The organism is Cohnella herbarum, assembly GCF_012849095.1.
Lineage (GTDB): Bacteria > Bacillota > Bacilli > Paenibacillales > Paenibacillaceae > Cohnella > Cohnella herbarum.
The window spans coordinates 814,269-830,035 of sequence record NZ_CP051680.1 but is presented as its reverse complement, the minus strand read 5'-3'; the positions used below and the strand labels follow the sequence as shown (position 1 = coordinate 830,035).

General features: G+C 50.4%; 9 protein-coding genes. 1 reads left to right on the top strand and 8 read right to left on the bottom strand.

Annotation, left to right across the window (positions count from 1 at the left end):
- Positions 1-87 precede the first annotated feature (87 nt).
- Positions 88-2,412, top strand: a complete 2,325-nt coding sequence (yicI, locus tag HH215_RS03370) for an alpha-xylosidase (RefSeq protein WP_169278616.1) — start codon at positions 88-90, stop codon at positions 2,410-2,412.
- Positions 2,413-2,550: 138 nt separating this feature from the next.
- On the opposite strand, the gene HH215_RS03365 is transcribed toward yicI, so the two are convergent.
- The 8 genes from HH215_RS03365 to HH215_RS03330 all read right to left on the bottom strand — a co-directional run bounded on the left by HH215_RS03365 (position 2,551) and on the right by HH215_RS03330 (position 15,505).
- The gene (locus HH215_RS03365) at positions 2,551-5,916 is read right to left on the bottom strand and encodes a X2-like carbohydrate binding domain-containing protein (RefSeq protein WP_169278615.1); all 3,366 of its coding nucleotides are present in this window, start codon (positions 5,914-5,916) and stop codon (positions 2,551-2,553) included.
- Between the two features lie 153 nt (positions 5,917-6,069).
- Positions 6,070-7,773, bottom strand: coding sequence for an extracellular solute-binding protein (locus HH215_RS03360; RefSeq protein ID WP_169278614.1), 1,704 nt, complete (start codon positions 7,771-7,773; stop codon positions 6,070-6,072).
- A gap of 133 nt (positions 7,774-7,906) precedes the next feature.
- The gene (locus HH215_RS03355) at positions 7,907-9,310 is read right to left on the bottom strand and encodes a response regulator transcription factor (RefSeq protein WP_169278613.1); all 1,404 of its coding nucleotides are present in this window, start codon (positions 9,308-9,310) and stop codon (positions 7,907-7,909) included.
- Positions 9,303-11,054, bottom strand: coding sequence for a sensor histidine kinase (locus HH215_RS03350; RefSeq protein WP_169278612.1), 1,752 nt, complete (start codon positions 11,052-11,054; stop codon positions 9,303-9,305). Before HH215_RS03350 ends, HH215_RS03355 begins: the two co-directional genes overlap by 8 nt.
- 141 nt (positions 11,055-11,195) lie before the next feature.
- On the bottom strand, positions 11,196-13,046 hold the full coding sequence (locus HH215_RS03345) for a type 2 periplasmic-binding domain-containing protein (RefSeq protein WP_169278611.1): 1,851 nt from the start codon (positions 13,044-13,046) through the stop codon (positions 11,196-11,198).
- A 91-nt stretch (positions 13,047-13,137) separates the two neighbouring features.
- Entirely contained in the window at positions 13,138-14,037 is a 900-nt protein-coding gene (locus HH215_RS03340; RefSeq protein WP_169278610.1) for a carbohydrate ABC transporter permease, read from the bottom strand.
- Positions 14,038-14,056: 19 nt separating this feature from the next.
- The gene (locus HH215_RS03335; protein ID WP_169278609.1) at positions 14,057-15,016 is read right to left on the bottom strand and encodes an ABC transporter permease; all 960 of its coding nucleotides are present in this window, start codon (positions 15,014-15,016) and stop codon (positions 14,057-14,059) included.
- Positions 15,017-15,250: 234 nt separating this feature from the next.
- Positions 15,251-15,505 carry a hypothetical protein gene (locus HH215_RS03330; RefSeq protein WP_169278608.1) on the bottom strand — a complete coding sequence of 85 codons (255 nt, stop codon included), beginning with the start codon at positions 15,503-15,505 and terminating at the stop codon, positions 15,251-15,253.
- Positions 15,506-15,767 lie beyond the last annotated feature (262 nt).

Sequence of the window (15,767 nt, the reverse complement as noted above, 5' to 3'; positions counted from 1 at the left end):
TGATAATGCAAGATTACATAGATATTAATCAATATAATGTTATTCAGATCACAAATTCAAGTGCTTCCTATAGAAGGGATGAAATCGATGAAATTTACGGACGGTTATTGGATGACAAGGGAAGGTTACCAACTCTTAAGCCCCTACGAAATTCATGACGTGCGCTTAGGTAATCAATCCATAACGGTATTCGCTACCCATCGCCATCTTGAAAACAGAGGAAATACGCTTAACGAGCCTTTAATGACGATGGAGTTTTCTTCACCGTTGTCGAACGTCATTCGCGCAAAATTTTATCACCATAAAGGAAAAGTTCGAAAAGGCCCCTCCTCGTTCGATCTGCTCCCGAATGGCAACTCTGATGTCGTGATCGATAACAACGAGCAATTCGTCAGCTTAACAAGCGGCGATACCACAGTCAAAATAACGAAAAAACATCCGGTGAAAATCACGTATACGTACAAGGAAAAAATATTAACGAGCAGCGGAACGCGCTCCACCGCTTATGTCAAAGGGGACAACGGCAAACACCATTTCCGCGAACAATTATCCTTAAGCGTAGGAGAAACGGTTTACGGTCTCGGGGAAAGATTCACTCCGTTCGTCAAAAACGGACAAGTTGTCGATATCTGGAACGAAGACGGAGGTACCGCTTCCGAGCAAGCTTATAAAAATATTCCTTTTTACGTCACCAACCGCGGTTACGGCGTATTCGTCAATCATCCGGAGCTCGTCTCGTTCGAGGTCGGTTCGGAAATCGTATCCAAAACCCAATTCAGCGTGGAAGGCGAATGCTTAGAGTATTTCCTGTTCGGCGGAGAAACTCTCAAAAACGTCTTGCAGAACTATACCTCGCTAACCGGCAAACCCGCCTTGCCTCCAGCTTGGTCGTACGGTTTGTGGTTAACGACTTCCTTTACGACCAATTACGATGAAGCAACGGTCACGAGTTTCGTGGAAGGAATGGCAGAACGCGATCTTCCACTGGCCGTGTTCCATTTCGACTGCTTCTGGATGAAGGAGTACGAGTGGTGCAACTTCGAATGGGATGAGCGGGTATTCCCCGACCCGGTCGGAATGCTGCAACGTCTGAAAGCGAAGGGCTTGAAAATATGCGTATGGATTAATCCGTATATCGCTCAGCGCTCGGCATTGTTCGACGAAGGGATGAAAAAAGGATACTTGTTGAAACGGGCCGACGGCAGCGTGTGGCAATGGGATCTATGGCAATACGGCATGGGTATCGTCGATTTCACCAATCCCGAAGCTTGCCAGTGGTTTAAGGATAAGCTGAGCGCCTTGCTGGATATGGGCGTGGATAGCTTCAAAACCGATTTCGGCGAGCGGATCCCGACGGACGTCGTCTATCACGACGGCTCGGATCCTCAGCAAATGCACAACTACTACACGCAGCTCTACAATAAAGTCGTATTCGAGCTGCTTGAGGAGAAACGCGGAAAAGGCGAAGCCGCCCTGTTTGCCAGATCCGCAACCGCGGGCGGCCAGCAATTCCCGGTCCACTGGGGCGGCGATTGCGAAGCGACTTACGAATCGATGGCGGAAAGCTTGCGCGGCGGATTGTCGCTCGGTCTATCCGGCTTCGGATACTGGAGCCACGATATCGGCGGATTCGAACAAAGCTCGCCTCCCGACTTGTACAAGCGCTGGGTACAGTTCGGCCTGCTCTCCAGTCATAGCCGCCTGCACGGCAGCACGTCTTATCGCGTGCCATGGCTCTACGACGAAGAAGCCGTCGACGTGTTGCGTTATTTCACGAAACTCAAAATGCGTTTGATGCCTTATTTATTCGGTAAGTCGATCGATTCCTCGAGCATCGGAATTCCGCTGATGAGAGCGATGGTACTCGAATTCGGCAACGATCCGACTTGCGATTACGTAGATCGCCAGTATATGCTCGGAGACTCGCTGCTCGTCGCTCCGATCTTCAATCCGGAGGGCGAATCGAATTATTATCTCCCTCACGGAACTTGGACTCATTTTCTTACGGGGGATCAAGTTCAAGGAGGAGCGTGGCGGAAGGATCGCTTCGATTACTTCAGTCTGCCGCTCTATGCTCGCGAGAACAGCTTAATTCCGGTTGGTCAAGAAGAAAACAAACCGGATTACGATTATGCGGAAGGCGTGACTTTGCACTTATTCGCGCTGCAAGACGGGGCAACGGCTACCTCCGTCGTACCGACGATTAAAGGCGAAGCCCGATTGACGGTAACGGCTAAGCGTCAAGGCAATACGATTACCGTATCCAGCGAAGGAAAAGCAACTAACTGGAGCGTACTGCTTCGCGGAATCGATGCGGTCTCAGGCGCCAATAACGGTCAAATTAGCAACCACGATCAAGGTACGATCGTCGTGCCGGATAGCGGAGCAACAACCATCGTGATCACGATCTAAGATCTTAGCTTTCACAACAAAGAGCTTGCCGACATCCCTCTCTCGGGACGGGGCAAGCTCTTTAATTATGCTATTTCGATGTAGAATCTGCTCCTTGCCTAAGCGTCGTGATTAAAATTGGACTTTTTGAACAACCTCTTAAGGCTCTACGCCCCATTGCAGTGTGCCTGAAATATAGGCAGGCGTTTTGTTCCAATCTACATAATTCGTATCCACTGCGTCAAAGGAATAATCCCCCGTCTGCGTATAGTTCGTCCAGTCGTTCTTAGAGATACGGGACTGAATATCGATACTCTGGCCTGCCGCCAGATTTCCCGCCGCGCTCGTAAATCCGATTTCCAAGTAATAATCCGCGCCCGTCTTGGCGGTCGCCAGCTTCACGAAAGATCCGGTAACGTTGCTGCTGCCGACTTGGGACCAGTCGCAGAAAAAGTTTTGCGCTTTATCCCCGTCGATCGTGTAATAGTATCTGATCTTTACGGTAGACAGAGCGACTGAAGATGCGCTTGTGTTCACCAGCTTAAACCGAGGATTGATTGAATTCAGCGTCGCTCCGAGCGAACCATTGTACATCTGCACTTTAACCGAACCCGGAGTAACGACCGTCGTATCTACGATGCCGATCGCCAAGACCGGGTCGCTGCCCGCGCTGAAATCGAACTGCAAGCTTGTCGTCCCGACGGCCTGAGCGGCTAGATACGCTTTCTTGATCGTTACCGTATTGCCCGCAACCGTATAATCCGTTCCCGATACGAGCGCGACGGTTCCGTTCTTGATCGCGCTTAACGTATTTCCGTTCAGCGTCATCGTAACCGCAACGTCCGCCTGGTTAGCCGTCTTCTTGTCGAACGATGCGCTTGTCGGCGTTATGGCCGAATTTGCTACGCTTGTCGTATCTACGATACTGACGAGCAGTGCCGGATCGACGCCCGCGCTGAAATCGAACAGCAAGCTTGTCGTCCCGACGGCCTGAGCGGCTAGATACGCTTTCTTGATCGTTACCGTATTGCCCGCAACCGTATAATCCGTTCCCGATACGAGCGCGACGGTTCCGTTCTTGATCGCGCTTAACGTATTTCCGTTCAGTGTCAGCGTAACCGCAACGTCCACTTGGTTAGCCGTCTTCTTGTCGAACGTAGCGCTCGTTGGCGTAATCGAGGAGTTATTCGATACGTTAACCGGATCTGCGTATAATATCCCTCTTCCGTTCGAGCCCAGGTATACGCGACCATAGATTCTGGGATCACCCGTGATCGCCATGTTAATCCGCGCATATTGATGCTGGTCATCGTTAATTCTGACCCATGCAACTCCCCCGTTATCGGAGCGGAAAACGCCTCGTACGCCATCGATCTTGGCTACGGTATATAACGCGACGTAACTTTGGCCGGGAGCCGCTTTGCCGTAACCGATCAGATCGGCTTCTTGTACGTTGGTCAGCTTAGCGAAAGTCGTGCCGGAATCCGTGGAGTGCCATATCCCGTATTTGCCTTCGGTACTGTTGCCGCCGGCGAACCAGATATCGCCTTCGATTCCCGGTACGGCCTTAAAGCTGATTGAGGCTTCGTTAGGCAGCAGCGCGGGAACGACGTTAGTCGGCAGTCCCGTAGCCGCGGTTTGCGCAAAGGTTACGCCTCCATCCGTGCTGATGTAGAACTTGCCCTCGAACACGGCATAGAACTTGTTGGAATTCACGCGGTCGGACGCGACGACCGCCTTCGCCGGGACGCCGGTACTGGCCGTCCATGAATTGCCGTTCGTCTTCGAATAAAACACGCCGACGTCTGAGGTACTCCAAACGTAAGAACTGCCGTTTGCCGCAACGGCAACTGTACCTCCGCCCTTGGTCCCCGACGGTTCGGCATTCCCCTTGTACCACGTTGAACCGCCGTCGTTCGATATGCCTACCGACTTAGCCTGTGGATCGGCCGTATAATCGGCCATGCCGACCCGCACGATCTGACTCGGGTTCAGTTCCGCGAAATCGATGCCGTAAGTGGTTGCGTACGACGGACTGTTGAAGGTCGTCGCCGGCGGAGCGGTCAGGTCGTTATGCCGGAATCCCGTAACGTCCCCTACCGCGCTCAGCAGATGGGCTCCCGAAGGCGGACTGATGAGACCTAATACGGCCATTTCTTCGATTCCCTTGGCCATGACGGAGATATTGACTTTACTGCTCGTTCCCCAAGCCGCTAGGTTGTTCGTACCGTATATCGTCGCTCCGGTTCCGTACATCATTCGGTTAGAATTGAACGGATCGATCTCCAAGTCGCCGATCATCCATCCCAGCTTCAAAGCCGGAACCGGAGGAATATCCGGGTCTCCCGAATGGAGCCATGGAGCCTCGCTTACATCCTGCGTATACTTCAAATTCCGATTCGGATAACCGTTCCATTCCCAAATTCCCGTCCAAGTCGCTCCGCCGTCCGTACTACGGTAGATGTTCGCATCCGGCCACCAAGAGTTAAGCGTGGCGACCATGACCGTATCCGGGTTCTGGGCATCTACCGCCAATCCGCCGTAACCGAAGTAATTATCGCTGCTCGTGCTGGGAAAAGGGCTGATTTTCGTCCAGGTACCGGCAACCGTATCGAACTTCCAGACATCCCCTTTAGCTCCATCGTAAGGACCTACGCCGTCGCTGTAGGAAATATATAACTTGCCCGTCGAAGATAATACGCCGTGATGCGGCAAATATCCCTTCGGTTGTCCGGGAACCGCCGACCAAGTCGCGCCGCCGTCCGTGCTGCGGAACACGCTGTTACCTAGATCGGCTACGCCGACATAGATCGTTTGAGTGGCATTCCCGGCTGAACCCGTCAATTTATCGAACGTAATCCAGGACAGACCTACGATTCCGTTCGCATAGTCGTTCGTAGGATCTTGAATGTAAGTTCCCGTATTCGTGAAACTAGTTACCTTATTCCAGGTTACTCCGGAATCTATGCTTTTCCATAACCCATTGCCATTTCTCGCTCCGAAGTACAGAATGCTATTTTTGTTCGGATCGATCACGAGACGTTCCCCCATCGAGCGACCCGGCATATTGCCGCCGACTTTGAAAGGAAGCGGCGTAGATTGCCAAGTCGCGCCCTGATCGTTGGAACGCATGATCTGCCCGTTCGTATCCCAATGGTTCGTGTACGTTCCGGTAGCCATATATACTTTGTTCGGTTCAACCGGATCGGTGGCAAGAGCATCCACGCCGTTCTTGTTCCAATCCACCCAGCCGACCGAGTCGGAGATTGAGATCCAACTACCCGTCGCTTCATTCCAGCGATAGGCGCCGCCAATATCCGTACGCGCATAGATGAGGTTTGGCTGCGTCGTATTATAGATGATGCCGGGTACGAATCCGCCCCCCGCTCCGGTGACCACATTAGCCCAATTGTAGGCTTCCGTGCCAGCTGCCGAAGCTTTCGATGGCATTCCGACTAACGAACTTCCTACGAGTATCGCGCTCAAAACAACGGTGCTCATTCCATAGAATAACTTTCTGAACATAAACATGCCTCCTCTTATTCAAGTTTTCAATGAAATTGTAATCGCTTACATTCTCTATCGGGGAAAAGCTCTGCAACGAGTCGAATCTAGATGTCGTCGTTACGGACGCATTTCGCCATCACATTATCTTTCACCTCCTTTCAACTATTGGGATCACGATTTCCCGTTTACGAGCTTGGACACTTCCTCGGTAATTCGATCTCCCCCTTGTCGTTTCCATTCGGCGACGAAATCGTCGAATGCGCTAATCGGCTCATCGCCCACGATGATTTTCAAGAACGTTTCGTTTTCCAGCTTTTGCAGCCCCGGCCACTTCGTCTCCATCGTCTTCGTCGTGCCGTAAAATATTCCGCGCACCTGAACCATATCCGTCGTATATAACAAACCGCCGCCATATTCGGATGCTTTAGCCGCTTTCCAGCCGTCCATGTTTTTCTTCGGATTTTCTTTCTCCGCGACGGACTGCTCGTATACTTGCTTCGTATCCGGATCGAGAGAGGTTGGATCGATTTCCCCCCTCAACGCTTTCTGGACGTTAACGTAACGCTGGGTAATCGCATCCGCATAATCGAGCAGCAGATCGAACGGATAGTAGCTGCGCAATTGAATGCCGGTCTGCGCGGAGAAGTCGTCCAGACTTTTCACTTCCGCCGAATTCGGATCCTGCCTTCTCTCCAAACGGGTGAACACGTTCAACATTTTCACGACGGCTTCCGGATGCTCGTAACCTTTACGAACGACGAGAAACCGATCGGTCGTCGGAGACATGTGCGTAATAAACATTCCCTCGGAGTCTAAAGGTACCGCGAAAGCCCGCCACTCGGCTTTCGTATCGTTGGAGACAGCTTCCGCGAGCGGCCAGTACGGCGTCCACCATGGACCGAAAAACATCCCCGTCTTATTAGCGACAATCGGTTCCTGCGCTTCCTTGTACAATACGAATTGGTTGTCGATGATTCCGCGTTCGTACCAATCCGCCAACTTCGCCAACGCCAGTTTGTTCTCCGGAGTAATCGAGCCGTATACGACTTGGCCGTCGCCGTCTTTGATCCAATTTTTCGGAAACGCATGGTATGCGCTAAACAGCGTATCGAAGTCGTTCAAACCTGCCTTCTGCTGACCGTGTACGACTTTCTTATCTCCCGGCAGACCGATCGTGTCCCGCTTCCCGTTGCCGTCGGGATCGCGTTCGATGAAGTCCTTGGCAATCCGTTCGAGGTCGTCGAACGTCTTGGGCGGTTGAAGATCGAGCTTTTCCAGCCAATCTTGCCTAATCCATAATAATGACGGGGCATCCGCCTCGATCGCAACGTTAGGCAACCCGTAGAGCTTACCGCCGAACGATGCCTCTTGGAGCGCAATCCCTTTTGTCGAATCGTACATCGCCTTCACCAAGCTTGAACCGTATTGCTCGTATACTTTTGTCAAATCCTCGATCATCTCGTTCTCGACCAATTCTCTCAACTGGTTACGATCGACGACCATAGCGTCCGGAATATCGCTGCTGTCGATGGAAAGATTCACTTTCTGAATGAACGCTTCGTCCCGTTTCGCCTCCCATGAATGCGAGACCTTAATGTTCGTGATCTTCTCGAAATACCGGGATACCGGGTTGTTGTCGTTCGTTTCCCCCGTTGCGTTTTTCTCGTCCGGAATTTTGAATCCGATATTGATCGAAATAGGCTCTTCGTATTTCCCGTACGCAGGATCATCCTTGATCGAGGGGATCGGTAGCGTTTGCAGGTTTCTTACGCCCTTCTTTTCCGAATTGCCTCCACTTCCATCTCCATTTGCGTTCGAGCACGAACTAAGCAGCACGGCAACCGCAATGATAACCGTCATCCGTTTCGCTTTCATAGCCGGACCTCGATTCTGTTATCCTTACAGGTCACGCTTTCATTATAGTAGTTCGACCGGACAAGCATGGATAGAAAACGAGCAGCAATGACCGGAGAACCGTCCTCTGTTAACGAACGAATTTCTAATCCCTTCAAACCGATTCCCCACCCTTCGCCCGAAATTCCGTCGGCAGCTTCCCGACTTGCTCTCGAAATAGCTTGCTGAAATATTTATCGTCTTCGAAGCCGGCCATTGAAGCGATTTCATAGATCGGGAAAGCCGTTTGAACGAGCAGATCCTTGGCTCTATCGAGCCTCATATTTCGAAGTACGACCCCGAAAGATTCTCCGGCCATCTTGGCGAAACATTGGCTGAAGTAACTTCGGCTCATGCTGACATGCCCGGCTACGTCGGCTTGATTTATTTTCTCTCCCGCGTTCGCCCTCATGAACCGAATCGCGCGGATCAAACACAACATCACTTCCTTGGATAACGACAATTCGATCATCCGAAGCTGCACGAGATCGGAGAACCTCTTCAGCCATCCCTTCCACCCGGTCCAACTCCGGATTTTACTTTTCTCCGCCAACAATTTAGACGCGTCGGCGGGTTGCAGTAACAAACCGCTCCAATCTCTGCAGAGCGACTCGGCGAACAATAAGACCGCATCCGAACTTGGCATTTTCTCTCTCGCCGTTTGCATGAACACGTCCCATTCCGATAATTGGAGCGTCCATTTCAAATCCAAACCGTAATCGATTCGATCGTCTTCCGCTTTCTTTTCTCCAATGCCTTCGGCGTTAAGCTCCTCGCAGCGAACTTTTACGGGTTCCTCTTGATCGGCTTTGTAGAACAGCAAGTGGGGAAGTTTGCTTACGAATTTAAGCTTCATATCTTCGCTGGATTGGTTTTCTAATCCCGATACGATCGCGACTTGCCACGAAGAGACGATATCGCTGCCTAAATCCCGTTGCAGCTCCTCTTGAGAAGGGGGATGCACCAGCTGAACCATCCACATCCGATCAAGCTGTTCCAGAGGATTTCGGCGCACGACGCCTAGCTGGAATAGTTCTCCCGCTTCCTTCTCCGGAACTAAAGGAATGAATAACAGAACCGACGAAGCGGCAAAATGTTTCGTCTTTCCCGCGGTCAGGAACGTAGCCCGGCTTCCCTCCTCCCATTCGAACCGCTCCACGATCCGATGGATCACTTCATCCGCGTTGTCCATCTCTAGCAATGTTTTGACGATATAATCTATCGACCCGAGGCGCAGAGCCTCCTGCACGAAATCGAATTCGTGATGGCACGTCAATACGACCGACTTCACCCTGGGGAATCGTTGCCTTAATTGTTTAATCAGCTCGAAGCCCGACATGACCGGCATCGTAATGTCCGTGAAAACCAGGTCCGCCTCGACCCGTTCCAACAATTCCAGGGCCGATCGGCCGTCTGCGGCTTCCCCTACCATTACGATTCCGAAACGCTCCCAATCGATCAAGGAAATAAACCCTTTGCGAACTAACTTCTCGTCATCGACGACGACTGCCCTAATCATCGAACTCCTCCTTCCTTTTCCTCGGAATGACGATGGACACTTTCGTACCCGCACCCGGTTCGCTTTCGATCGTAAACCGGACCTTGTCTCCGTAGAACGTTTTCAACATTCGATTCACGTAGGAGAGACCGATACCTAATCCCCGACGCTTAGACCCTTCGTCGTCGTCAAGCAGCTTCTCGATCGCCTCGGGTTCCATGCCCTCTCCGTTATCTTCGACGCGCAGCGTAACATGGTCCTCTCCGAGTGAACGGATCGTAATCGCGACTCTCCCGTTTCTCTCGCTAACTCCGTGATAGATGGCATTTTCCACGATCGGTTGAAGCAAGAATCTTGGAACGGCTACGTAAACCGCGCTGTCATCGACGTCTACATGGAATTCGAACTCATAATCGTACCGAATTCTCTGGAGCTCCATGTAATGATGCAGAGCTTCGATTTCTTCGCCGATCGTGACGATCAGGCTTTGTTTACCCAAATTATAGTGCAGCACTTTCACGAGCAAAGTTACTAATCTATCGATTTCCTTCTGGCCGTTCAGACGCGCGAGCCATTGGACGGTATTCAGCGTATTGTGGAGAAAATGGGGATTGATCTGGCTCAGCAGCTTCTCGATTTCGAACTGGCTCTTCTGCTTCTCGTTATGCGCGACGGCATCGATCAGATCGTTGACTTGGGTTTTCATGTTCTGGAAATTGTTCAAGAGGAGATCGAATTCTTCGACATTCGTGAAGGACACAGGATTCATGCGGTTTTCGGCCATTCTTACGATTTCCACGTTCACTTTGCGAAGCGGCCTATAGACCTGCCTCCAGATCAAATAAGCTAACAATCCCGCGAAGAGTAGCGTGGACATCGCCAAAATAATCATTTTCGCGATCCATGCATAGATCTCGCTGTTAAAAGTCGATTTCTTCACGGCCGTAATCAATTGCCAGCCTTGGGGACTCTCGTAACGGAACAAATGATATCCTTTGTATTCCCTATGATCGCTTGAGGAGTGATCCCACGATAACGTCTGAATCCCTTCCGGAACGTCATTGTCTTCCATATAAGTGATTTGTCCCTGCTCGTTGACTAGCAAGTGGTTTACCTTCATGCCGTACGATTGCTGACTCAATATTTTGCGGAATAAATTGTAGTTCGTCTCCAAATAAATATAGACCTCTTGATCCCCCGTCACGCGTACGACTCTAAGACCCGAGAACACGATGTTGGAGCCGTCCTTGTACATCGTCTTATGCGGGCCGAAATATTTCGCTCCGTTGTACGTCATGAAAGTCGGCAGCTTGCCGCTGTCGAAGCCGGGATCGATGCTAAGGTTGGTAAATAAGATCTGTTCGGAGTTGCCCGGAATAAGATAAGCCGTTAACCCGAGATAAGGATTCGTAAAATTAACGAGATTCATCTTCTCGTTAATAGAAGCCATGATTTGGGATTTCTTATAAATTTGTTTTTCTTGCAGGAACGAAGAAACCTCCTGAACGATTTGCCCGTCCAATGCAAACTGCTTGGAAGCGAAGTCCAAGTTATTAATCGTGTTCTCGAGACTGGCAGCCTCTTGTTGCAAACTCGCGCTTATCCCGCTTTGGATCTTCCCGGTGAGGATGGAATAGATGGAAGAATAGGTAAGAACGCACACCAAGAGCAGAGGCAATAAGCATCCGATCATCAAATAGACGACTAGCGTTCTCCTTAAGGATCGGGTCGCGAATCGATTCCGCCATTCGAGTTGATTGATCATTCCGCGTTTCTTCTTCCTCTCGTTCGCTCCGTTATGCTCGCAATTATAACATATAACCTAGATTCTGGGATTCAGAGAACGCAATCTGGCAGAAGGGTTTCCCCCTCCTGCCAGATCCTATCGTTCATATAACGAATATCGTTATTTTACGCTTTTGCGAGCTTCGAACAGTTCTTCCGCTTTCTTAACTGAGAACGCCATAACCTCGTCGTAGCCTAAGCCCTTCACTTTATCGAGCATTTCCTGCTTCAGCTTGTTATATTGGTCGTCGTTTTTCGCGTATACCAATTTCCATGAGTACTGCTGAATGACGGTGCCGATCAATTTGTTTTTCTGTTCCAGCGTCTTATCCATGACGAGCGGCTCTTTACCCGTAAAGCCTTGCGGGGCAACCGCGATTTTGTTGTTCTTGACGAAATACTCCTTGGCTGTCAGCACGCCGTACTTCTCGCGCCAACTGCTTTCCAACTTGCTGGGATTCCGTTTGAGCGACGATTCCCACAGGTTGTGATCGTAAGGCTCGTTCGTCTCCGGATTCAGCTCGGCCGGTACGACGAAGGAGAAGTTCATTTGATTCGCGCCGTAATAGTAATCTCCGCCGCCGAATTCCTCGGGGATTTTCGTGTTCTGTTGATCCGCGTACGCCGTAATTCCGAAATCCGTTACGAACGGTTTGCCGTCCGCGCCGATGTCCCAAGTTAATCCTTTAGGACCGTTCGGAACCGCGGTGCCGCTACCGGCCGATAACATCGCGCCTTCCGGCGTGTACATCCAGTTGATGAATTCCATGATCCGTTTAGGATCCTTCGCTTTAGCGCCGATGGAGATAATCCCGTTACCGCCGTAAACGTTAAATCCGGTGGAATACATTACTTCTTCCTTGAACGGAACGGTTTGGAAACCTTTACCCGCCGCTTTGTTTTCTTCGGTATTGTAGTTCGCGGCTCCGAGCCACGGGAACCAAGAGAACAACAAACGACCGTCTTTGTATTTGGCTACGACGTCATCGAATTTCTGGGTCAAGGAATCCGGATCGAGCAAGCCCATCTGATTCGCGTCGTAATAGAGCTTCAAGGATTTCATGTACCAGCTTTCCTCCGAGAGGAAGTCGTAGTATTTATCCTCGTCCGCCTTCGTGTACAATGCGGTATCGACAATCTCGTCATAACCGTACATGTTGGCAAATTGCTTCGCTAGCGTCATCTTGTAGTTGCCGTCCCAGTCGGACCAGAGCGAGAACGCGTACGTTTTCTTGCCTTGCGCGTTCTTAGGCTCAAGCTCTTGCATCTGCTTCAAGACGGGAAGATAATCCGATGGACTGTTAATCTCGGGCGCGCCTACTTGTTGGTACAAGTCCCAGCGTAGATCCGGTCCCCACGTCATGTCTTTCCCTTCGGACGGACCGCTCGGATTGCTGGCAACGTTGTTGCCAATCCCATAGACGGAAGTGCCTCCGCCGAAAGCGATCTTCGCTTTCTCGATCGCTTTCGGATACGTTCCGATAATGTCCTTGCCGTAAGTATCGAGAAGCCCATCCTTCGCGAGATCGAGCAGTAAACCGCCCTTGATCGCGTTAGGGTAATTATTCTTGTCATCGCCCCAGATAACGATATCTCCCAGATCGCCGGAAGCCATCAACGCCGCGATCTTCGTATCGCCGCCTGTAAGGTTGGAAGCTACGATATCCAGCTCGATGTTGAATTTGTCTTTGATCGCTTTCGCGAACCAACCTATCTGCGGTCCAGCGTAGTTCGCCGTAGTCGAGAACACGGACAGCTTGAGCGTCTCGGAGTGATCGAGTCCCGTGTCCGCCGGACTAGCCGACTCCGACTCGGATGCCGTCGCGGACGGTTCGGTTGACGCCGAGCTTGACGCAGGTGCCGTACTCGCGGATTCCGATGCCTTCGGATTGTCGTTTCCTTTACTGCATGCGGCCATGACGACAACGATCATGATCGACAGCATGACAATCAGCGTTCTTTTTAATCTCATTTCGGAAGTGCCTCCCTTTATTTGAAGTGCTGTATTAGTTCAACCCCCGGTAAGGGTGTAAACCCGATTTAACCCGTTTCATCTACCTGCATTAGCCTTTAACCGCGCCGATCAGAATGCCTTTCACGAAGAAACGTTGGAAGAACGGATAAATAATGAGAATCGGAAATACGACGATCATCGTGACGGTCATTCGGACGGAACCCGGCGTTTGCATATGCTGCACGCTGGCGGCCATATCCTGCGAGTTCCGGATGAGCGCGGCCAAGGATGTCGATTCGTTCAAGTAACGCCACAGCAGGAATTGCAGAGTGTAATATTTCGTATCCGTCATCAGGAACGCAGTATCGATGAACGAATTCCATTGGGTAACTGCGGAAAATATCGTAATCGTCGCGAGAATCGGCGTAATGAGAGGAACAATAATGCTCCCGAATATTTTCAAGTATCCCGCACCGTCGATGGCCGCCGACTCTTCCAAGGAAGGGGGCAGCGCCTCTATGAATGTTTTGACGAGTATAATATTGAAAGGGGTAATGATCGTCGGAAGCACATACGCCAAGTAATTGTTCGTCAAGCCGAGATTGTTCATCGTAATGTACCAGGGGATTAAACCCGCGCTGAAATACATCGTAACGATCAGCATCCGATAGATCAGCTTGCGAAGCCACATCTCGTTCTTCGTAAATAAGTAACCCAAGAAGGCGGATGCCCCTACCGTAAGAAGCGTTCCGACTACCGTTCTGTAGATCGAGACGTAGGCCGCTTCGGCCAATCCGTCGATCTTCAACACGTTCATGTAGTTATCGAAATGAACTTCTCTGGGGTAGAAAGTAATATACCCTGCCGCGCTCAGATCGTTGGAGCTGATCGTGTTGATGAATAAGTAATAAAAAGGATAAATGCATGTCAGCGTAAATAATGCGAACAGCGTATAGTTAATCGCTTGAAAAGCGATGCCGCCAGTAGTTGTTTTCCTCATCTTCCGCATACCGTCTCTCTTCCTCCCCTTAGATGATAGATTCGCCCCGCACGATCTTGGACATCGAGTTGGCCATGAACAACAGCATGACGCTGATGACCGACTTCAGCATGCTGACCGCCGTCGCGAAAGGGAAGTTGTTGGCGAACGCGATATTGTACACGTACAGGTCCAACACCTCGATCGAATCTTTGTTCATCGCGTTCTGGAAGGCGAAATACTGATCGACGCCATTGTTGATGAAATTGCCGATGGACAGAATGAGAAGAACGAAAAACGTAGGAATGATGCCGGGCACCGTAATATGCCATATTTTCCGAAAACGGCTCGCTCCGTCCACTTCCGCGGCTTCGTATAATTCTTGGTCGATTCCCGTAATCGCGGCGAGATAGAGGATAGCCCCCCAACCTAGCGATTTCCACCAATACCAAGCGATCATAGTCAGCCAGATATTCGAGTTGGTAGCCAGGAAGTTGATTCCTTCCTCGATGAATCCCAGCTTAATCAACAAAATATTCACGATCCCGTTATCCACGGAGAAGAGGGTGAATGCCAAAGCGTAGACGAGAATCCAGCTAATAAAATTCGGAATCGTCGTTAGCGTCTGAACGATTTTGCGGAACCAGGCCGTGCGGATTTCCGATAACAAGATCGCGAACGCCACGGGAAATACGGAAGTGATAATGCCAAGCGTGCTCATCGCTACCGTATTCTTCATGACGCGCAGAACCTCTTCCATCTGGGTCGGATTTTGCGCGATCGACTTAAACCATTTCAGGCCGACGTAAGGCGTGTCGGATAACGGAATGCCGGGAGTGAAATCGTAGAAGGCATAGATCCACCCGCTAATCGGCAAATAGTAAAAGATAAAAGTCGTTACGAGAAAAGGAAACGCCATAAGGAACAACTTGTATTTGTTCGGTAGCGTTCGGCATTTGCCCGTTCCGCGGCTTTTATGGCTTTCGATGGGCGTGGTAGGTAAGGCCATGGCAGTCGTCTCCTGTCGCTTGTTTTGCTCACGTTTTTATTGTAAGAGAAATAATCGGCGGGCGAGAGCGACAAGAGCCTCCATACGTCGGACAACGGTTGGCAATCAACGAACGAAAATCTCACCCCGTCGAACCGATTTCCCTCCTTCTCCTCTTTCTTAGCAAAAAAAGAAGCTTGCCCGCAAACCGTTATCGGCTTGTGGCAAGCTTCTTCGCTTATTGCATATTACGCGTTAATTCGTATATAGTCGATTCTCGGTCATCGTAACCAGTTGGGCGCGGATTTCCTCTAAACCTGCCGCAGCTTCCGCCCACCAGGCTTCCGATGAAGGGAAACGGTGTTTGATCGTTTCTACTCCGCCATAAGCCTGATCCAGCTTACGCAATTGTCGCGAATCTTCCGGTTGAGCTCTTTTCTCTCGATTAAGCATTTCTCCTACTTCCCTATATAAGCGTTCAATAAATAAGCTTCCGTTCATCTTTTCCATTGCTCCTACCTCCTGCGCCCAATGTTTTCTTGGGCTTTCTCTATTTATATGAGATTAAACAGCAACTTCAGAATCGAAACATCATTTAACTTGAATTAAGTTTAGCCATCGACAATGTTATTTCCAACTCTATCTATTTTTCTCACAAAACAAAAAAGAAACAATCCAATGTTCCACCAACAAAATATGCCATAATTGGAATCATAATAGAATAGGCTTACAAGGGCGGTCGGCTATTCTCCCGGGAGGGAGGTGATGCCGC